17 protein-coding genes and 3 pseudogenes are annotated in these 17,939 nt (G+C 60.9%); 7 read left to right on the top strand and 13 right to left on the bottom strand.

Going from position 1 to position 17,939, the window contains the following annotated elements; translation table 11 throughout:
• Positions 1-7: 7 nt before the first annotated feature.
• The 9 genes and pseudogenes from JN403_RS20050 to JN403_RS20010 all read right to left on the bottom strand — a co-directional run bounded on the left by JN403_RS20050 (position 8) and on the right by JN403_RS20010 (position 9,629).
• Positions 8-475: a GNAT family N-acetyltransferase gene (locus JN403_RS20050; protein ID WP_205484005.1), complete on the bottom strand. Its 468-nt coding sequence runs from the start codon at positions 473-475 to the stop codon at positions 8-10.
• A pseudogene (locus tag JN403_RS20045) lies at positions 472-4,155 on the bottom strand (transporter substrate-binding domain-containing protein). The gene JN403_RS20050 and the pseudogene JN403_RS20045 overlap by 4 nt, the downstream one beginning before the upstream one ends.
• An 8-nt stretch (positions 4,156-4,163) precedes the next feature.
• The gene (locus JN403_RS20040) at positions 4,164-4,790 is read right to left on the bottom strand and encodes a response regulator transcription factor (protein ID WP_122624200.1); all 627 of its coding nucleotides are present in this window, start codon (positions 4,788-4,790) and stop codon (positions 4,164-4,166) included.
• 362 nt (positions 4,791-5,152) lie between these two features.
• Positions 5,153-5,542: a response regulator gene (locus JN403_RS20035; protein WP_122538186.1), complete on the bottom strand. Its 390-nt coding sequence runs from the start codon at positions 5,540-5,542 to the stop codon at positions 5,153-5,155.
• Between the two features lie 309 nt (positions 5,543-5,851).
• A complete protein-coding gene (locus tag JN403_RS20030) occupies positions 5,852-7,183 on the bottom strand; it encodes a deoxyguanosinetriphosphate triphosphohydrolase (protein WP_122538188.1) in 1,332 nt (443 codons plus the stop codon).
• Positions 7,184-7,278: 95 nt separating this feature from the next.
• Complete coding sequence (locus tag JN403_RS20025; RefSeq protein WP_205484004.1) at positions 7,279-8,442, bottom strand: EAL domain-containing protein; 1,164 nt, start codon at positions 8,440-8,442, stop codon at positions 7,279-7,281.
• Between the two features lie 143 nt (positions 8,443-8,585).
• Positions 8,586-8,926, bottom strand: a pseudogene (locus JN403_RS20020) (hypothetical protein).
• The gene (locus JN403_RS20015; RefSeq protein WP_122624202.1) at positions 8,923-9,309 is read right to left on the bottom strand and encodes a phage holin family protein; all 387 of its coding nucleotides are present in this window, start codon (positions 9,307-9,309) and stop codon (positions 8,923-8,925) included. The pseudogene JN403_RS20020 and the gene JN403_RS20015 overlap by 4 nt, the downstream one beginning before the upstream one ends.
• 5 nt (positions 9,310-9,314) lie before the next feature.
• Positions 9,315-9,629, bottom strand: coding sequence for a YqjD family protein (locus JN403_RS20010; protein ID WP_122538194.1), 315 nt, complete (start codon positions 9,627-9,629; stop codon positions 9,315-9,317).
• A gap of 261 nt (positions 9,630-9,890) precedes the next feature.
• Between JN403_RS20010 and JN403_RS20005 the strand changes: the two genes are divergently transcribed.
• Positions 9,891-10,130 (top strand): glutaredoxin family protein, encoded by a 240-nt coding sequence (locus JN403_RS20005; protein ID WP_205484003.1) that lies wholly within the window; start codon positions 9,891-9,893, stop codon positions 10,128-10,130.
• A 43-nt stretch (positions 10,131-10,173) separates the two neighbouring features.
• On the opposite strand, the gene JN403_RS20000 is transcribed toward JN403_RS20005, so the two are convergent.
• Complete coding sequence (locus tag JN403_RS20000; RefSeq protein WP_122538197.1) at positions 10,174-10,440, bottom strand: hypothetical protein; 267 nt, start codon at positions 10,438-10,440, stop codon at positions 10,174-10,176.
• 410 nt (positions 10,441-10,850) lie between these two features.
• On the opposite strand from JN403_RS20000, the pseudogene JN403_RS19995 reads away from it, so the two are divergent.
• Positions 10,851-11,740 (top strand): annotated as a pseudogene (locus JN403_RS19995) (pseudouridine synthase).
• A gap of 107 nt (positions 11,741-11,847) precedes the next feature.
• On the opposite strand, the gene JN403_RS19990 reads toward JN403_RS19995, so the two are convergent.
• Complete coding sequence (locus JN403_RS19990) at positions 11,848-12,072, bottom strand: YgdI/YgdR family lipoprotein (RefSeq protein ID WP_122538201.1); 225 nt, start codon at positions 12,070-12,072, stop codon at positions 11,848-11,850.
• Positions 12,073-12,155: 83 nt separating this feature from the next.
• Positions 12,156-12,746 (bottom strand): molybdenum cofactor guanylyltransferase MobA, encoded by a 591-nt coding sequence (mobA, locus tag JN403_RS19985; RefSeq protein ID WP_205484002.1) that lies wholly within the window; start codon positions 12,744-12,746, stop codon positions 12,156-12,158.
• Positions 12,747-12,824: 78 nt separating this feature from the next.
• Between mobA and moaB the strand changes: the two genes are divergently transcribed.
• Positions 12,825-13,364 carry a molybdenum cofactor biosynthesis protein B gene (gene moaB / locus JN403_RS19980; RefSeq protein WP_205484001.1) on the top strand — a complete coding sequence of 180 codons (540 nt, stop codon included), beginning with the start codon at positions 12,825-12,827 and terminating at the stop codon, positions 13,362-13,364.
• A 6-nt stretch (positions 13,365-13,370) separates the two neighbouring features.
• Complete coding sequence (gene glp, locus JN403_RS19975; RefSeq protein WP_240356688.1) at positions 13,371-14,585, top strand: gephyrin-like molybdotransferase Glp; 1,215 nt, start codon at positions 13,371-13,373, stop codon at positions 14,583-14,585.
• A 38-nt stretch (positions 14,586-14,623) separates the two neighbouring features.
• On the opposite strand, the gene JN403_RS19970 is transcribed toward glp, so the two are convergent.
• A complete protein-coding gene (locus JN403_RS19970; RefSeq protein ID WP_172611714.1) occupies positions 14,624-16,456 on the bottom strand; it encodes a monovalent cation:proton antiporter-2 (CPA2) family protein in 1,833 nt (610 codons plus the stop codon).
• A gap of 272 nt (positions 16,457-16,728) precedes the next feature.
• On the opposite strand from JN403_RS19970, the gene JN403_RS19965 reads away from it, so the two are divergent.
• The 3 genes from JN403_RS19965 to JN403_RS19955 all read left to right on the top strand — a co-directional run bounded on the left by JN403_RS19965 (position 16,729) and on the right by JN403_RS19955 (position 17,923).
• Positions 16,729-16,917: a hypothetical protein gene (locus tag JN403_RS19965; protein ID WP_122538211.1), complete on the top strand. Its 189-nt coding sequence runs from the start codon at positions 16,729-16,731 to the stop codon at positions 16,915-16,917.
• A 150-nt stretch (positions 16,918-17,067) separates the two neighbouring features.
• Positions 17,068-17,334, top strand: a complete 267-nt coding sequence (locus JN403_RS19960; protein WP_205484000.1) for a PepSY domain-containing protein — start codon at positions 17,068-17,070, stop codon at positions 17,332-17,334.
• A 157-nt stretch (positions 17,335-17,491) separates the two neighbouring features.
• Positions 17,492-17,923 (top strand): GNAT family N-acetyltransferase, encoded by a 432-nt coding sequence (locus JN403_RS19955; protein ID WP_205483999.1) that lies wholly within the window; start codon positions 17,492-17,494, stop codon positions 17,921-17,923.
• Positions 17,924-17,939 lie beyond the last annotated feature (16 nt).

The following is a 17,939-nucleotide window of genomic DNA, read 5'->3' as shown; positions in this document are numbered from 1 at the left end:
TGGCAGACTAGAAATCCTTGCCCATGGTCACTTCACTGACAGCCAGCCCCGACATTTCGTACAGCTTGCGCGCCCCATGGTTGTCAGCGAAGACATTCAACTCCAGGCGCCGAATGCCGCGCTCGACGCCCCACGATTCGACGGCGCGCAGTGCTTGCCGGCCCAGGCCCTGACGTCTGAAGGCTTGATGAATCTCCAGGTCATAGATGAACACTTTAGCCGGCAGCGGCTGATCCTCCACCACGCCTAGCCACAGGCTGCCCACCTCAACGCCTTCATGGGTGCATAAGCAGTAGAAGTAATGCCCCTCTGTCTCCAGGCCATCCGCCACCAGGTCATTGAAGTCAGCGCTGGCGCTTTCGAAGGCCAGCACTTCAGGCAGCCCGTAGGTGCGAACAATGTCCCTGGCGTACCCGGCGACCGAACGGGCAGCAAAAGCCTGAAAATCAGCAGCGCTCATTGGAATCAGCCTCATGCCAGCGGCCTCGCCTTTGGCGCTGGCGTCTTCCCACGGTAAGCCACCAAGGCCTGCTCCAGAACTCCCAGCGCGGCATCAAGTGCTGACTGCCGTTCGCCGACAGTGGCGTCCGGTGCTTCGGCTTCACAGACAGCTTCCAGCGCTTCGCACGCTTCGATGACAGCCGTCGCGGAAATAATATTCGCCGCGCCGCGGACCTTGTGGCCGATGTCTTTCAACTGCTCCGGGAGCGTGCTGGCATTCAGCTCGGCGCGATCCTGGCGAATGCTGTCGATAAGTTGATCGAGCAGCCGCGCATTCATGTCGGCCCTGCCACCGGTCAGCGCTTCGATGGTGAGCGGGTCGAACACTTCCTGCGGCGGTTTAGCGGTCCCAGTCGCCACCGCAATCACCGCGCCTTGCGTCGACGCAGCCCGCAGCGGCATGACTTTGCTGAGGCGGTCGTTCAGTGCCGTCAGGCTGATGGGTTTGAACAGGCAGTCATCCATGCCGGCATCCTGGCAGCGTTGCTTTTCCTCCGGCTGGGCATTGGCGGTGTAGCCCAGCACGGTGCAGCGCGGACGTGCCTCGCTTTGCTCCAGCCGGCGGAGGGCTCGGGTCAGGTCGTAGCCGTTCATGACCGGCATGTTGCAATCGGCGATGACCAGATCGAATCGCTCAGCCTGCCACCGCTCCAGGGCTTCGGCGCCCTGTACCGCCATGTCGCAGCGATGCCCGAGAAAGCACAGTTGCTCGAATAGCAACAAACGGTTCGCCGGGTGATCGTCGACGATCAGGATGTGCAATTGGGCTGACGCGTGCGGCGCGGCTTCACGGGCGACGCTTTTTGCATCCAGCGGCTCGAGGGTGGTGAACTCGAAGGTCATCTCGATCCGCGTGCCATCCCCGGGACGGCTGCTCAACGTCAGGTGTCCGCCCATCATTTCGCACAGGCTGCGACAGATCACCAGGCCAAGGCCGGCGCCGGTTCGCGCCAGTTGCCCTGACTGGTCCACCTGAGCAAAGGGCGCAAACAGCCGCTGCTGGTCCTGCTCGGTGATCCCGATGCCGCTGTCGTGAATCACCACCTGCACGCGCATTTGCTGCGGGTTGCGGCCGGCTTCCGTCTGAAGGGTGATCTTGACCTGACCCAGTTCGGTGAACTTGATGGCATTGCTGATGAGATTGGAGAGAATCTGCTTGAAGCGCAGCGGGTCGATCAGCACATCCGTGTTGGTCCGCGCGTCCAGATCCAGCGCCAGCGTGAGGCTTTTTGCCGGGCCAGGCCGTCGAACACCCGCACCACGGATTCGACCAGCTGGCGCAGGTTGGCGCGCTCGGGACTCAGGCTCAAACGGCCTGACTCAATGCGGGCGATGTCGAGAATGTCGCCGATCAGCTCCAGCAGATCCTTCGCCGAGCTGTAGGCCACTTCGATGGCCGGGCGGTCCAGGTGGCCGTGGTCGGCGCGCTTCAGGGCCAGTTCGAGCATGCCGATGACCGCGTTCATCGGCGTGCGGATCTCGTGGCTCATGGTTGCCAGGAAGGTGCTTTTCGCGCGGTTGGCATCATCGGCGAGGTCCTTGGCCGTCTGCAGTTGCTCGATCAATTGCCGCCGTTCGCTGATGTCGATCCAGCCGCCGATGATGCCTTGCACTTTGCCGAGGGAGTCGCGGAACGGCAGGATCCAATGGTAGATCGTCAACTCGCGGCCGCCGATGTGCAGCGAGCGGTCGAGAATCAGCGGCTCGTTTTCGGCCATGACACGCTTGTAATCCTCGACGTAGCCCAGGGCCTCTTCGGTGTCGCTCAGTACACCGTCCAGAATGCTTTGTCCGATCACTTCCTCGCGGCGAGCGGCAAACGCGGCGAGGTAACTCTCGTTGCACATTTTCAGCAGGCCGTCGCGGTCGCGGACATAGATGGGATGCGGCGTGCCGTTCACCAGCGCGCTCATGAATTCGAACTGATCGTTGAGCGCCCGCTCGGCCCGCTCGCGCTGTTTGATCTGCCGACGCATCCAGGCATTCCAGGCCAGCGAGCCCAGCAGCAATAGGCTGGCGCCGCCGATGATCTGGTAGATCAACAATTGATAGTCGTGCCAGGCGCCACTGCTCGGCGGCGTGTAGGTGCGCCAGCGGTTGTTGATGGCCGCCAGGTCCTCCGGGGCGATGCTCGACAGCGCCTTGTCGATGATCGAGGTCAGCTCGGTCGCATTACGTGACGTGGCCATGGCGATGCGCGCCGGTTCCTGCCCGACGGTGACGCGCATCTGCAGCGTGTCGTTCAGCGCCCGGGAGGAAAGGAAATAACTGGCGCTGAACAATGAGGTGATGGCGCCCTCTGTCCGCCCGTGGGCAAGCAGGTCCAGGGCTTGGGCGGGGTTGTCGACCTCCACCGGATAGATGCCCGGGTGCTGCTCGCGCAGGAAGGGCAGGATCGGGCTGCTGAGGGCCAGGGCCACCCGCTTGCCGTCCAGTTGATCGAGATTGGAGGGCGCCGAGGTTCCTTGCGCGTGACCAGTACGAACACGTTGTCCATGTAGGGCCGGCTGAAATTGAAGCGATTCTGCCGCTCCTCGCTGGGGATCATCGCGCCGATCAGGTCGGCCTGGCCCTGGCTCAGCTGGTTGGTCATGTCGTTCATGCTGGCGGCGTGGCTCACCTGAAAGGTAAGCCCGGTGCGCAGACGAATGAGTTCGAGCAAATCGGCGGTGACACCGCTGAAATTACCGGCCCCGTCAAAAAAGTCAGCGGTGCATAGGCCTCGTTGAACACCACGCGAACGGTCGGATGCTGAGCGATCCAGCGTTCTTCCCGCTGATTGAGCTGCAGCTTCTGGTCGGTGAGCATCAGGTCACTGCCAGCGCCCCAGCGTTTGGAGATGGCGATGCGCTCTTCAACCGGAATGCCTTTGAGCACCCGGTTGACGATGTCCAGCAGCACGGGGTTGGTAGCCTCTACGGCGAAGCTGAAACCGTTCGCCTCATGCTTGCCGAAATTGGCCATCTGCACGTTATTCAGATAGCCCTTGTTGATCACGTAATGGGTGGAAATCGTGTCGCCCAGAAACACGTCAGCCTGGTTGAACGCCACGGCGTTGATCGCGCTCTGAAATGAGGGAAAGGTTTGCAGGCGCGCCTTGGGATAAAGCGCGGCAATTTCGTCGGGGGGCAGGTAGTGATAAACCATGCTCAGGCGCAAGCCGTTGAGGTCGCCGTTCAGTGGTCGCGCCTCTCCGGCGCGGGTCACCAGGACGGGCTGGTCAACGGCGTAAGGCGTGGACAGCATGATCCCGCGCGACGCCGCTTCGTAGCCATTGGCGCTGCCCAGCAGGTCGATTTCGCCCCTGCTCAGCGCCTGAATCGCTTCGTCGCGGCTGGCGAAACGCAGTACCTTCACCGGCAGGTCAAGCACACGTCCGAGGATGCCGACGTAATCGGCGGTAAAGCCTTCATAGTCACGCCCGGTCAGGGTCATGTCGAACGGCGGATAGTCCGGCGCGGAGGTGCCGACCACCAGCTCGCGTTTGTTGCGCACCCATTGCCACTGGGCGCGGTCCAGCGTCACGTCCATGTGCGCCGGGTTGGAGCGGCTCAGCAGCGTGTAGCGTTCGGGCGTCAGCGGGCCTGCCTGGGTATCGAAGCCAAGGCAGACAATGACGGCTGCTATGCAATAGTCCTTTAACGCCTTTGGCATCCTGTCTCTCACACTAGCGAATTGCGTTTTGCCATCTCGATAAGTTCTACCAGAGTCTTGGCCTTGAGTTTTTGCATTAAACGGGTTTTGTAAGTGCTGACCGTTTTGTTGCTGAGAAACATACCCTTGGCTATTTCCTTGTTTGTCCGCCCTTGGGCAAACAGTTGCAACACCATCAGTTCGCGGTCATTGACGAGTTTGAAGCGCTCAAGCTCGTTGGGGTCACCTTCTTTTTTGATCGTCGCGGCAAGGGCCTGGCTGGGAAAGTAATTGTAGCCGGATAATACGGCCTTCACCGAGCTGACAAGTTCGCTGAGGTCTTCCTGCTTGCACACATAACCCGAGGCGCCTGACTGCATGCAACGGATGGCGAACAGGCTCGGCGCTTGGGCGGTCAGTACGAGAATCTTGGAGGGCAGGTTCATGGCGTTGAAGCGGGCGAGTACTTCGAGCCCGTCCAGCTTGGGGATACTGATGTCGAGGATGATCAGGTCGGGCATGCATTCGCGGACCATCTGCATGGCGTCGACGCCGTTGTCGGTCTCTCCGACCACCTCGTAATTTTCGTTCTCCAGGAGCATACGTATGGCCATGCGTATGACCGGGTGGTCGTCGATAATAAAAATAGAGTTCATGATCAGTCCATAACGGGTGGCAAGAAAGCGCGCACCTTATCCCAGATGTTCAAAGGCGCACATAAAGAGATCATGCCCGAAGGGCTATATAGGAATGTTCCTACAGAAATAAGCGTATGTGCGTACATGGATGCACACAGCGGTCATGAATGTTTAATACGTAACAGCGGTTACCGCTGATTTAATGCTATGTAGAAACGCGTGTTTATTTCGAATCGGAATAACCCTACGCATTTTCGAATCATGGCCTACCTGTTTAATGTCAACGGTTGCGCCGATAACAACAGGCCTCATGAAAAGCATACTCGGCAGCGGCCTGGCTTATTAAGGGCTATGCCCGGAAAGGACGCATGCGGGTGATGTCAGGCGGGCGCAGAGAGCAGGCTGATCAGCTCCAGAGTATTGAGCGGTTTGCTCAGGCATCCCAGCAGCGGCAGACCCATCGCTCTGGCTTCGGACTCAAGATTGGCCAGCGGATCTGCATCGAGGCCGCTGAGCAACACGGCGCGCTGGATCAATCCGCGCCGGTTCGCCGTCTGTATCAGCTCCAGGCCGCACATGCCTGGCAGACGCTGGTCGCAGAGCAGCAGGTCATAAGGCTCGGCGCTGCGCTCCATGGCGCCGAGTGCTTCGCTGGCATTGAGCGCCGGCGTGACGCGGTACAGCCCATGATTGTTCAGCAGGATCTGCAAGGCGATCAGCTGAAACGGATGATCCTCTACCAGCAGGATTCGGAAATCTTTAGTGAACATCGGCGGTTCCAGACGTAGGGGAAGTGAGCGCCGCTGTTTGAAGGCGGGCCGGCGGCGCGCTCGCAGGGCGGGCGGTGTCTTCGGGAGGTAATGGGTCGAGTTGTCCCAAGGCTCGGAAGGCGCGGATTATTCGGCAGGGATGTACGACCAGCGATAAGGGCATTCCGACGGTTGTGTAGGAAATATCCGAACTTGCTGTTGGATTGCCTGAAGCCCCAATGTGAAAAAACCGAATCCGGGCCCTGATTCAGGGCCGGGTTCGGGCTTTTGCCAAGGCCTTCGAAAAGGCGCGACGGCTAAAAGGCGCCGCTAGACAGGGTTGGAATGGCCGGTCATTTCACGGGCCATTTCGCTGGCGTAGCTGTCGGTCATGCCGGCGATGAAATCGATGACCCTGAGAAAGGACGTGTGCAGCGGCCAGCTCGGGTCGGGTGCGTTATTGCCCAGCAGATCGAGAATCCGTCGGCTCTTGAACGACGGCTCATGCCCGCCGAACTGTTCCAGCGCCGCGCCGCAGAAGGCGTTGAGCAAAATCTCCAGCGTGGTGTAGGCACCGATTTCATGCAGCGTCTTGCGCTTGTCCTGAAAGATCTTCTTGCGCGCCATGTCCTTGGCATTGAGCACGCAGCGCTTGGCCGGCCCGTGCATGTGTTCGACCAGATCGCCCTGCAGCGTGCCCGCCAGCAACGCGTCCTGCTGTTCAACAAAAGCGCGCGCGGCGGCGTTGGTCAGGTGTTCGATGGCCTTGCCCCGCAGAATCGCCAGCTTGCGACGGCGCGAGTCATTGGGGCCCAGCTGGCGGTAGGTCTCCGGCAGGTCATCGCCCACCAGACCCAGCAGCAGCGACTCCACTTCGTCGTAGGTGAGCAACTCCATTTCCAGGCCGTCTTCGAGATCGATCAGCGCGTAGCAGATGTCGTCCGCAGCCTCCATCAGGTAAACCAGCGGATGACGTGCCCAGCGTTGATCCTCGATCTGCGGCAGGCCGAGTTTGCCGGCGATCTGCTCCAGGATCGGCAGCTCGCTCTGGTAGCAGCCGAACTTGTGCTTTTTGTAGCCCAGCGAGTCGGCGTGACGGGCCGTCCACGGGTATTTCAGGTAAGTGCCGAGGGTGGCGTAGGTCAGCCGCGTGCCACCCTCGAACTGGTGGTATTCCAGTTGGGTGAGGACGCGAAAACCCTGGGCATTGCCTTCGAAATTGAGGAAGTCATTGCGCTCGACCTCGCTCATCGCGTCCAGCCAGCCGCGGCCTGCGGCCTGTTTGAACCAGTTGCGAATGGCGTCTTCGCCAGAGTGGCCGAATGGCGGGTTGCCGATGTCGTGGGCCAGGCAGGCCGATTGCACGACCATGCCCAGATCGCTGGGGTCACACCAGTCGGGCAGGGCACTGCGCAGGGTCTCGCCGACGCGCATGCCCAGCGAGCGGCCGACGCAGCTGACTTCCAGCGAGTGGGTCAGGCGCGTGTGAATATGGTCATTGCTGGTGACCGGGTGAACTTGAGTCTTGCGGCCAAGCCGGCGAAATGCGCCGGAGAAGATGATCCGGTCGTGGTCCTTGTGGAAGGGACTGCGCCCCAGTTCCTCAGGGCTGTGGAGGGTCTTGCCAAGGCGCTCGCGGGTAAGCAGGGTTTGCCAATCCAAGGCCGGTACTCCGTCGAATGATTACCACGCTAGCTTCCCGGTTCACCCCGCACGCTGCAAGCACAAGATCGCCGAAAGGGTGTCCACAGACAGCCTCAAAACCCGGCCGCGTCGACATCGATCAGCAACAGTCGCTCGCCGTTGTCGAAGAACTGCCCGGCCGTCAGGCAGTACTGATTGCTGGTGGCGTCGCGGTAGGTGCTCGACAGCGTCAGACGCCGCTCGTGCCAGCCCTCGGCCAGCAAGTGATAGAAATAGGGCCGCCAGGACCAGTTATGGCCCAGATACCGAGCATCCGGGCTCCACGCGCCGTTGCGCCATTCCAGATTGGGCGTCAGTTGAGTGCCATGGCGGTCGCATTGATAAAAGCGCAGCAACCAGGGGAATTCCGTGACCTGGGGCAAGTCGCTCAGCGGCGCATCGTTCTCGGCCCAGCTCTGCAGCCGGGACATCAGTTGCGTGACCTGCCTTCGCAGCGTCATCAGCTGTTCCCGCTCGGCGACTTTCTTCATCACGTAACGATCGCGCAGGGCAGCGAAGCGCTCGACGAACGCATCGGCCTCGAAGAAAGACAACTGCGCCGGCGCAAACAGATAGCCCTGAACGTAGCGCGAGCCGCACTCAAGAGCGAAGTCCAGTTCGGCCTCGGTCTCGACACCTTCAGCGATGATCCAACACCCGGTTTTCTCGGCCATCTGCGCGAGGGCTTTGACCACATCGCTGCTGGGGCCGCCCCGCGCCGCGGCTTGAAACAGACGCATGTCGAGTTTGAGGATGTCGGGTTGCAGCGCAAGCACCCGGTCCAGCTGCGAATAGCCGGCGCCGAAATCATCGATGGCAATGCGTGCCCCGGCGTCGCGGTAGCGAGCCACGACGTTCTTCAGCCGCTGGCCGTCGCCGCTCAATTCGGTGATTTCAAAGACGATACGTTCTGCAGGAATGCCGTAGGTCTGCAGTTGTTTGAGGCTGGGCGGCGATTCATCGTGGCGCAGGCAGGTGATCCATCGAGGCGAGATGTTCAGGCTCAGGAACCAGTCGCTCGGCGCTTCGTGCAACCGGCTGAGGGCGTTGTCGCGAATCTGACGATCCAGCCGACGCAGTTGCACGGCCGGGCGCCGCGGATCCGCAAACAAAGGACCGACCGATTGCAGACTGCCGTCTGCCTGGCGCAGGCGGCCCAGTGCTTCAACGCCGGCAACGCGGCCTGTCGCGGTGTCGATGAACGGCTGAAAACAGGCGAGCGGTTGCCCATCGAACACGGGGCCTCCTTAGTGACGATTGATTGAAACGGTGCTGGCGAAGGCTTGGCTGTGGGATTTTCGCTCGATAAACACCGACGCCTTGCCCGATACGAATATCGGGCAAGGCGCGGATTGTTAGCAAGAATGCAGCCAGAAGGCTTTTAGCGACGGCGGGAGGAGTTTTGCAGCGCCATTTTGATTAACGGCAAAACAGTTGCGCTGAATTTGATCAGGCGGGTAACGCTGCCGGTTTTTTACTGCGAGTGCCCTTGCCGGTGAGAAATCCCAGCAGGGTGACAGCACCGACGCCCCACAGCGGCCCATGCTTGATGCCAAGGGAGCCAGGCAGGTCTGAAGCCATGCCACGCATGCGTTGCAGGGGATGCATCAAGCGCGAGGATTCCTGCCGGATTTCTTGACGGTGCATTTCCATGCGCAGGCGGATCAGCGCCTTGCGCAACTCGCGACGATTGTGGGTCTGGGGCAATTGAGGTGCGCTCATGGCATCAGTCGCTCGCGGTCGTTTGCCAGTTCTTCCAGTGTCGAATGGAAGGGTGAAGACTCATCGAAAACAGCTGCCTTCAGGCGCATTGCACAGAACAATGCCGCCAGGGTGTATAACCCGCACAGGCCGATGATTCCGTACAGGCGATAGCTGTCCCAGACCAGAATCAGCAGCAAGGCGGACAGGCCGATGAGCAGCAACAACGCGAAAACCAGCGCCAGGCCTGCGAACAGCAACAGCCTGACCGTACGGGCTTTCTGTTCCTGAAGCTCGATGCCGAACAGTTCGACATGGGTGTGCAACAGCCCCAGAAAAGCCGCACCCAGCCGCCGTGGCGAAGAGGATTGATCGGTCCCGGTTGGACCTGTCGGCTGCGTCATGGCCGTTAGCGCCGGGTGGCCAACAGGCCCAGCAGGAAGCCGACGCCAGCTGCGATGCCTACCGATTGCCATGGGTTGTTCTGCACATAGTCCTCGGTGACGATGACCGCTTCCTTGCCGCGGGCGCGGAGGGTTTCTTCGGTCAGCTTGAGGGTTTCGCGTGCACGGACCAGGCTTTCGCGAATCTGCTCGCGCAGTTCGTCGGCCTGTTCACCGGCCAGAGAGGCCGTGTGCGCCAGCAATTTTTCCGTATCGGCAACCAGCGTCTGGAAGTCAGACATCAATATGTCCTGGGCTTTGTCTGCTGTAGGTCGAGCCATGGTTTTCTCCTTAGGGGATGACGATATGGGGTTTCGAGTATGGCGCATTCCTGAAGGTTCATTCCAATCGCGTGAACAGGACTGCCGTTTCGCCGGAAGCGATTTCTGCGCTGTTCCGGTGCGCCTGTCGGACCTCGCGCTCCAGTGTGGGTGGGCGACGGGAGGACGGTAAGGGAGCCTGCGCAGGCTCGACGGTGTTCGCGGCCAGCTCTAGACTTCCAGATCAAACCCTTGGAATCACAGCCACAGAGGGGCCTGGCCATGCCACCGGAATGTCAGCTGTTTGGAACGTTGGGGTGTCATGTGTGCGAGGTGGCCGAAGCCGAACTGATGCCGCTGGTGGAGCACGGCTTGATGGTGGAGCTGGTCGACATCGCCGAGAGCGAGGCCTGCTACGAAACCTATAGCCTGAGGATTCCCGTGCTGAGGCGGGCAGACACCGGTGCCGAACTGGACTGGCCGTTCGACACCGATCAGGTCGTGCTGTTTCTGAGCGACTGACGCACGTGGGATAAGTGCATAACCGCGCGCGTCTTGACTGGCTTCAGAGGTATTGCGTGTCGACTACCATGGCTTGAGCGACGGCGGCTTTCTGCTCGTCGGTCATGCCGTCCCAGACGTGCACTTTGGCGTAGTAGCCAAGGCCGGCGACGATGTACAGGCTCAGGGTGAGTACGATGAACACCGACATGAACGTCCAGCGGCCCACGTCATGGTCCTCGTTGGAAAAGGACTGGGAATAGTTTTCATCGCTCTGCGAAGAAGTACCGGTGGAGAGACGTTTGATCCATTGGAAGAATTGAACCAGCATGGGCGTAACCTCAAAAAGTGGCGAAAGAAAAAGTCGTGGGCACTGGCGCTCGACGCGCGACACAAACCCTGAAAACGAAAAAAGCCCGTCGATGACGGGCTTTCTTTTTATGGGTTTCAGGTCTGGCAGGCGTTTTCGATTTCAGTCACGAAGAAGTTCGTGTCCGCTCGGATTCGCGCCTGCTTGCCGATTTCGAAACATTTTAGGACAAATCATTTTGCGCATCCAGCGCGGGACCGCGGTTGTCAGACAACTGGCGCCGGTTTTCCGTGCGGCATAACGTCGCGCACTTCTGTATCGCCCGGGCTAGAGCCTTCCGGCAAAGCCGTTATCTGCGCGGTCGCGCAAAGGTTCTTCGGCGTAGATAATGCCAGCCTTGCTGCTATCACCACTTTTATTTTGAGCTGTTTATGTCCGCACCTGTATTTACCGCTGCCCACCGTCAAGCCAGCACGTTGTATCTGCCGCCCGGACCGTGGCGGACGGTGCTCGATTGCCTGTGCGAGCGCTTCAGTGCCATCAGCCGCGAGCAGTGGCTTGACCGGATGGCGCGGGGCAAAGTGCTTGACGCTGAGGGCCAGCCGATCGCCGTGGAGCTTGCGTACCGCGAAGGCCTGCGCATCCATTACTTTCGCGAAGTGCCCAACGAGACGCCGATTCCGGTGCAGGAGTCGATCCTGTATGCCGACGAGCATCTTGTGGTTGCCGACAAGCCGCATTTTCTGCCCGTCACACCGGCGGGCGGGTACGTTGAGCAGACCCTGCTGCGACGGTTGATCCGTACCCTCGACAATCCCGATCTGGTGCCTTTGCACCGCATCGACCGGCATACGGCAGGGCTGGTGCTGTTCTCGGCCAACAAGCAGACGCGGTCGGCCTATCAGGCGCTGTTTCCGACCCGGCAGATTGAAAAGCGCTACGAGGCGATAGCGCCTGCGCTCCCGGACATGGCGTTTCCGCGTGTTCACAAAAGCCGCCTGGTCGATGGCGAACCCTTCTTTCGCATGCAAGAGGGCGAGGGCCCGAGCAACACGGAAACCCGGGTTGTGGTCAGCGAAAAAAGGGCGGGCTCTGGCGGTATGCGCTGTATCCGGTGACGGGGAAAAAACACCAGTTGCGCGTGCACATGGCCGCCCTGGGCGCTGGCATCTGCAATGACCCGTTCTATCCCGACGTGCTCAAGGACGCCGTGGACGACTACGCTAACCCGCTGAAACTCCTTGCCCAGGGATTGCGCTTTGTTGATCCGGTGACGGGGCAGGAGCGGGTATTCGAAAGCCGGATCACGTTGGATTGGTAGCGCGCTGGATAGGGCTGCGGGTTATTTAAGGCAAAAAAGACCCGCTCGATTGGCGGGTCTTTTGCTCTCTGCGACGGTGTGTTCAAACCCTCGCGATCAAGCCGGCATCACAGTTCTTTAACGGTGCGAACCTGATCCTTGTTGATGCGGGTTTCTTTGCCGTCCAGCTGCTTGAACTCGTAGAAGCCCGACTCTTCATCGAACTTCGGCTCGTCGGTTGCCTGGATTTCACGGCCGTCGTTCAGCGTGATCACGGTGGGCGACGAGCAACCGGCAAGACCGGCAAGGCTCAGCGCGAGCAGAAAGGCGGCAGGAAGAGTCCGTTGTTTCATTGCTGTGTCTCCGGGAATTTTATTTAGTGATGTGTCTGACGCAGAGTGTAACGGCAAAGTTCCATGAAACCTGCCCGCTGCGCTCAGGCCTTGATCTCGGTCAATAGATCCGGCGTGTTGAGGTTGGCGAGGCGCGGGTCGTCGGCCTCGCACTGCAACCCGACGGCGCGCAACTCTGCCAGGGTCCGGCGCGGGCTGCGCTGTCCTTCCCGCCAATGCTGTTCGAACACATGTGCGTGGCAGGTGGGAATGCAACACAGAAGCGGTTCCCACTGCTCGCCCTGGCGGACCATGACTGGCGTGCCGGAAGTGGCCGCGCTCTGGCGCAGGCCGTCGAGAATCTCACGATCCAGCAGTGGCATGTCACAGGGGATGACCAGCAGATAGTCATGTCTGGCCACGGCAAGACCGGCGCGAATACCCGCGTAAGGGCCGGGGAAGCCCTGTTGCTCATCCTCCACCAGTTGGTCGGCGTAGCGCGCGTACTGCTCGCGGTTGCGGTTGCACGACACGATCACATCGTCCGTGAGCGGTCGCACGAGCCCGTACAAATGCTCGATAAAAGGCTTGTCGCGCCAGGTGATCAGGCCTTTGTCACGCCCGCCCATGCGCCGACCCTGGCCTCCGGCAAGCAGCAGGATAGAGCAGGGCGGGAGGGCTTCGGAAGGGGTCATGATCAGCTCGGTTGGCGCGGAAAAAAGCAGGTGCTGTGATATAACACCGCCCTGTTTCCTCTACAACCGGACCTCGCCATGAAAGCCAAGGCAGACTCGCCTTTCGTACCCCTGAACATCGCTGTTCTGACGGTCAGTGACACCCGTACTTTTGAAACCGATACCTCCGGCCAGATGTTCGTCGACCGCCTGACCGCTGCAGGTCATGGCCTGATCGAGCGCGTGTTGCTCAAGGATGACCTGTACAAGATCCGCGCCCAGGTGGCGATCTGGATCGCCGACGATGAAGTACAAGTCGTGCTGATCACCGGCGGCACCGGCTTCACCGGTCGCGACAGCACCCCGGAAGCCGTGGCCTGTTTGCTGGACAAACAGGTGGACGGCTTTGGCGAGCTGTTCCGCCAGATTTCCCTGCCCGACATCGGCACCTCGACCATTCAGTCCCGCGCCCTTGCCGGTCTGGCCAACGGCACGCTGGTGTGCTGCCTGCCGGGCTCGACCAACGCGGTGCGCACCGGCTGGGACGGCATCCTCGCCGACCAGTTGAACAACAGCTTCCGCCCGTGCAATTTCGTGCCGCACCTGAAGAAGGCCGAACCCTGCGCGACCCGCGGGTGAGCCTCCATGAGCGCAACTGAAATGAGTCGCCTGATGCCGGTCGAAGAGGCCATGCAGCGGTTGATGGATCTGGCCGCCAACGCGCCGATCAGCGAGCGTGAAACCGTGGCGCTGGCCGATGCCCAGGGGCGCGTGCTGGCTGAGGATCTGATTTCGACGCTGGATTTGCCGCCGTGGCCCAACAGCGCCATGGACGGATACGCGATGCGCGTGGCGGACTGGACCGGCGAGCCGTTGCCAGTGAGCCAGCGGATCTTCGCCGGGCAAGCGCCCGAGCCCTTACAGCCGGGCACTTGCGCGCGAATCTTCACCGGCGCGCCGGTTCCTGAAGGGGCTGACTGCGTCGAGATGCAGGAAAACGCCGAGGTTCAAGCCGACGCGACCGTGCGCTTTCTCGAACCGTTGAGCGCCGGTCAGAACATCCGCCCCAAAGGCCAGGAAACCACCGTCGGCGACAAGGTGCTGGATGCGGGCACGGTCCTGAACCCGATCGAAATGGGCCTCGCTGCGACCATGGGTTTTGGTCAGGTGCAGGTTGTGCGCCGCGCCCGTGTGGCCGTGCTGTCCACGGGCGATGAGTTGATCGAGCCGGGGCAGCCGTTGGGCCCGGGGCAGATCTACAACAGCAATCGCGTGTTGCTGTGCAGTTGGCTGGCGCGACTGGGCTGCGAAGTGGTCGATGCGGGCATCCTTCCCGACAACCTCGAGAAAACCCGCGCGGCGCTGGGCAGCCTCAACGACGTCGACCTGATCCTCTCCACGGGCGGCGTGTCCGTCGGCGAAGCGGATTTTCTCGGTCACGCGCTGCGTGAAGAGGGCGAGATCGCTCTTTGGAAACTGGCGATCAAACCGGGCAAGCCGCTGACGTTCGGCCATTTCCGTGGCGTGCCGGTGATCGGCCTTCCGGGCAATCCGGCCTCCACGCTGGTGACCTTCGCGCTGCTGGCCCGGCCCTATCTGCTCAGACGCCTCGGCGTGCAGGCCGTCAAGCCGCTGCAGTTCCAGGTGCCTGCTGCATTCGTCTGGACCAAACCGGGAAGCCGGCGCGAGTACTTGCGCGGACGCCTTGAACAGGGCCGGCTGGTTGCCTACCGCAATCAGAGCTCGGGTGTGCTGCGCAGCGCGGCTTGGGCCGACGGGCTGATCGAGATCGTGGAAGGCACCACGGTGGCGGAGGGCGACCTGCTCAACTTCATTCCACTGAGCGAGGTCATGGGCTAAGAGGCTGAGCCTTCGCAAGAAGGCTCAGCCCTAGGCCGCTATTTTTTAGCCTTCACTGCAGGCTGCGCGTCACTCGCTTCCTCATCGATCCGGTCGGATTCGAACAGCTCGGACAATTCAGTCCGGGCTTCCAGCGCGCTTTGCATGACCTTCGCGGCATCATCGTAGATCAGGTGCTGGCGATTTAGCACTTGTTCGTCGTGGCGCTTGAACCGATCAATGCGCGCGGCCGCCTGGGTTTCACTCAGGCCCAGGCCGATCAGCGTACGCCGGGTCATTTCCAGGCTCGAATAGAAGGTTTCCCGCACCGCCTCGGCATCCAGGTCCAGCAAGCGGTGAACGTGCTGGCGGTTACGAGCGCGAGCAATGATCTTCATGTGCGGGTAGAGCCTGCGCACCAGCTCGGCGGTCTTGATGTTGGTGTCCGGGTCGTCCGTGGCGATGACGAAATATTCGGCCTGGTCGACCTTCGCGGCGCGCAGGATTTCCGGACGCAGCGGGTCGCCGTAGAACACCGGCACATTACCGAAACTGCGGGTGAACTCGATGGTTTCCACCGAAGTGTCCAGCGCAATGAACGGGATGTTCTGCGCGCGCAGAATACGCGCAACGATCTGCCCCATCCGGCCCATGCCCGCGATGACTACGCGCGGGTTGTCCGATTCGATTTCCTTGTACTCTGCCGGCACTTCCTTGATCACGGGCTTTGGCTTGAGCCAGCGCGACAGGGCCAGCAGCAGCAATGGCGTCAGCGCCATCGACAGAGTGATCGTCAGCACCAGCGTGTCGTACAACGCGGCATCGAACAGGCCCTGATCGCGGCCGATCTTGAATACCACGAACGCAAATTCACCGCCCGCGGCCAGGACCAGCCCCAGGCGCAGCGCACTTTGCTTGCCGAGCCCGCCCGCCAGACGTCCGACGAAGAACAGCAACGGCAACTTCAAGCCGATCAGCAGTAGCGTCAGGCCCAGCACCGTCAGCGGCGAGTTGATCAGTAGCCCGATGTTGGCGCCCATGCCGACGCTGATGAAGAACAGCCCCAGCAGCAGGCCTTTGAACGGTTCGATCTGCGCTTCGAGCTCATGACGGTATTCGGAATCCGCCAGCAGCAGGCCGGCAAGAAATGCGCCCAGCGCCATGGACACGCCCACCAGGTCCATCAGCCACGCCGTGCCGATCACCACCAGCAGAGCGGTCGCCGTGGAGACTTCCTGCAGTTTGGTTTTGGCGACGATGCGAAACACCGGCCGCAGCAGGTAACGACCGCCGACCACGACAATGGCGATGCCGCCGAGCACTTGCAGGCCGTGACGCAGGGAATCGCCGGAACCGGCATCGTGAGAACCGCCTGCCAGCATCGGCACCAACGCGATCAGCGGAATGGCCGCGATGTCCTGGAACAGCAGAATGGCGAAGGCCAGCCGACCGTGGGGTGCGTTGAGCTCCTTGCGTTCGGCCAGGCTTTGCAGACCGAAGGCGGTCGATGACAACGCCAGCCCCAGGCCGAGCACCACGGCGCTGTTCAGCGGCTGATTGAAGCCCAGCAACGCGACCGCGCCAATGACCACCCCCGTTAGCAGCACCTGTGCCATGCCGACACCGAACACCGATTTGCGCATGGTCCAGAGGCGTCGCGGCGACAACTCCAGGCCAATGATGAACAACAACAGCACCACGCCCAGCTCGGAGATGTGCGCGACGCTCTGCGGGTCGCCGATCAGGCCGAGGCAAGACGGGCCAATGATCACACCCGCGATCAGGTAGCCGATCACGGCGCCCAGTTGCAGACGTTTGGCCAGAGGAACCGTGAGAACGGCGGCGAGCAGGAACACGACTGCGGCCTGCAACAGGCTGCCTTCATGGGGCATTGGGGACTCCTTGTTGAAAGAGGGGGAGGAAAAATCTGCGTTGTTGGCAGACACGTCCTACAGCCCTGAAATGCTTCAGCGACTAAAAAGTGCGCGTATTAAACCACGTGAAAGTGACGGAAATCAGCGGCCGAGACGCTTCGCCGCAGCGGGGACGTAGCCTGACACAGCCCCGGGGCAGGCGGTGGCGTGCCAGCGTCGACCCGAGCAGGTACCATGTCCGCACATTTGCACCGCGCCCCACATCTCGACCGGTTTTCAGGAATCCCGTAATGACCAACAAACAGCGTCTGATTTATTCGATCATCATCGCCTTGAGCGTTCTGGCGATCATGCTTGGGCTGTCTCACCTACAGACCACCGGCGTGCTCAGCGAGAAGACCTTTCAATACATCGCGATCTTCGTTGCTGTTGTCGTGGTGGTGTTGAACGGTGTGCTGCGGCGCAAGGTCAAGCGCTGATCCGCGTTGGCGCAGCTTTAAGCCGCTGTCTGCGGTGGCATTCATTCGGCAGCATCAAGCGGTTACAAAACCTCGGATGAACTTATTTTCCGGTGACGAACTCCAAAATTTCGCATTCAAAAAGCCCGCAAAGGGAAATGGAGTTCAATCATGATCAAGAAACTTACCGCTGCCGTTCTCGCCACCGCTGCCCTGACCACCGCACAGTTCGCCCTGGCGGACAAGCCGGGCGCTGGCTGGATCACCATCGAAAAAGCGATCGAAAAAGCCAAGTCGGCGGGTTACACCGAGATCTACATGATCGAAGCCGACGACAATGGGTACTGGGAAGGCGAAGGCCGCAAAGCTGACAGCCTGACCTACGAATTCCGCATCGACGGCACCTCCGGTAACGTCCTGCGCGATCAGAAGGACTGATCGACCCAGCGCTTTAGCGCATGTGGAGGCCCCCGGGGCTTCCACATCCCTTCTCACTGATTCCCTCTAGTCCGTTGCTTTAACCTCTCGCACCTTTACTCCCTTCCGCATATCCGACAACCTTGGCGTCCCCATTTCCGTCAGCAGGAAGCGACGCATGAGTGTCCGTATCGAATTCAAATCCAACCCCTCCGAAGAAGAACGCCTGCAGATCCTTGAACCACTGAGGGCCTACAACGCGGCCATGGCAGGCGACGGCAAGCACGAAAAGTTTGCCTTGTTTGTCCGCGACGAACAGACCGACGCCGTGCTCGGCGGCCTTCACGGCCGCATTCTTTACAGCTGGCTGTTCATCGAACTGCTCGTGATACCTGAACAGGCCCGGGGCCAGCGCATGGGCAGCCAGTTGATGGCGATGGCCGAAGACCTCGCCCGCGAGCGGGGCTGCGTTGGCGTCTGGCTCGACACCTTTGATTTCCAGGCGCCGGAGTTCTACCGCAAGCATGGCTATGAACAGTTTGGTCGGCTGGATGACTATCCGCCCGGGCACCAGCGCTTGTTCTTTCAGAAGCGGTTGCAGGCGCAATAGTCAGCGGCGCGCCGAG

The sequence above is a fragment of the Pseudomonas sp. 15A4 genome, assembly GCF_016925575.1.
Lineage (GTDB): Bacteria > Pseudomonadota > Gammaproteobacteria > Pseudomonadales > Pseudomonadaceae > Aquipseudomonas.
The sequence above is the reverse complement of the archived record's forward strand: the minus strand, read 5'-3'. Positions and strand labels throughout refer to the sequence as shown.

Excerpts from the sequence above, each read along its gene's own strand:
- JN403_RS20050 (WP_205484005.1), bottom strand. The coding sequence starts at position 475 with ATGAGGCTGATTCCAATGAGCGCTGCTGATTTTCAGGCTTTTGCTGCC.
- JN403_RS20040 (WP_122624200.1), bottom strand. The coding sequence starts at position 4,790 with ATGAACTCTATTTTTATTATCGACGACCACCCGGTCATACGCATGGCC.
- JN403_RS20035 (WP_122538186.1), bottom strand. The coding sequence starts at position 5,542 with ATGTTCACTAAAGATTTCCGAATCCTGCTGGTAGAGGATCATCCGTTT.
- JN403_RS20015 (WP_122624202.1), bottom strand. The coding sequence starts at position 9,309 with ATGACGCAGCCGACAGGTCCAACCGGGACCGATCAATCCTCTTCGCCA.
- JN403_RS20010 (WP_122538194.1), bottom strand. The coding sequence starts at position 9,629 with ATGGCTCGACCTACAGCAGACAAAGCCCAGGACATATTGATGTCTGAC.
- JN403_RS20005 (WP_205484003.1), top strand. The coding sequence starts at position 9,891 with ATGCCACCGGAATGTCAGCTGTTTGGAACGTTGGGGTGTCATGTGTGC.
- JN403_RS20000 (WP_122538197.1), bottom strand. The coding sequence starts at position 10,440 with ATGCTGGTTCAATTCTTCCAATGGATCAAACGTCTCTCCACCGGTACT.
- JN403_RS19990 (WP_122538201.1), bottom strand. The coding sequence starts at position 12,072 with ATGAAACAACGGACTCTTCCTGCCGCCTTTCTGCTCGCGCTGAGCCTT.
- mobA (WP_205484002.1), bottom strand. The coding sequence starts at position 12,746 with ATGACCCCTTCCGAAGCCCTCCCGCCCTGCTCTATCCTGCTGCTTGCC.
- moaB (WP_205484001.1), top strand. The coding sequence starts at position 12,825 with ATGAAAGCCAAGGCAGACTCGCCTTTCGTACCCCTGAACATCGCTGTT.
- glp (WP_240356688.1), top strand. The coding sequence starts at position 13,371 with ATGAGCGCAACTGAAATGAGTCGCCTGATGCCGGTCGAAGAGGCCATG.
- JN403_RS19970 (WP_172611714.1), bottom strand. The coding sequence starts at position 16,456 with ATGCCCCATGAAGGCAGCCTGTTGCAGGCCGCAGTCGTGTTCCTGCTC.
- JN403_RS19965 (WP_122538211.1), top strand. The coding sequence starts at position 16,729 with ATGACCAACAAACAGCGTCTGATTTATTCGATCATCATCGCCTTGAGC.
- JN403_RS19960 (WP_205484000.1), top strand. The coding sequence starts at position 17,068 with ATGATCAAGAAACTTACCGCTGCCGTTCTCGCCACCGCTGCCCTGACC.
- JN403_RS19955 (WP_205483999.1), top strand. The coding sequence starts at position 17,492 with ATGAGTGTCCGTATCGAATTCAAATCCAACCCCTCCGAAGAAGAACGC.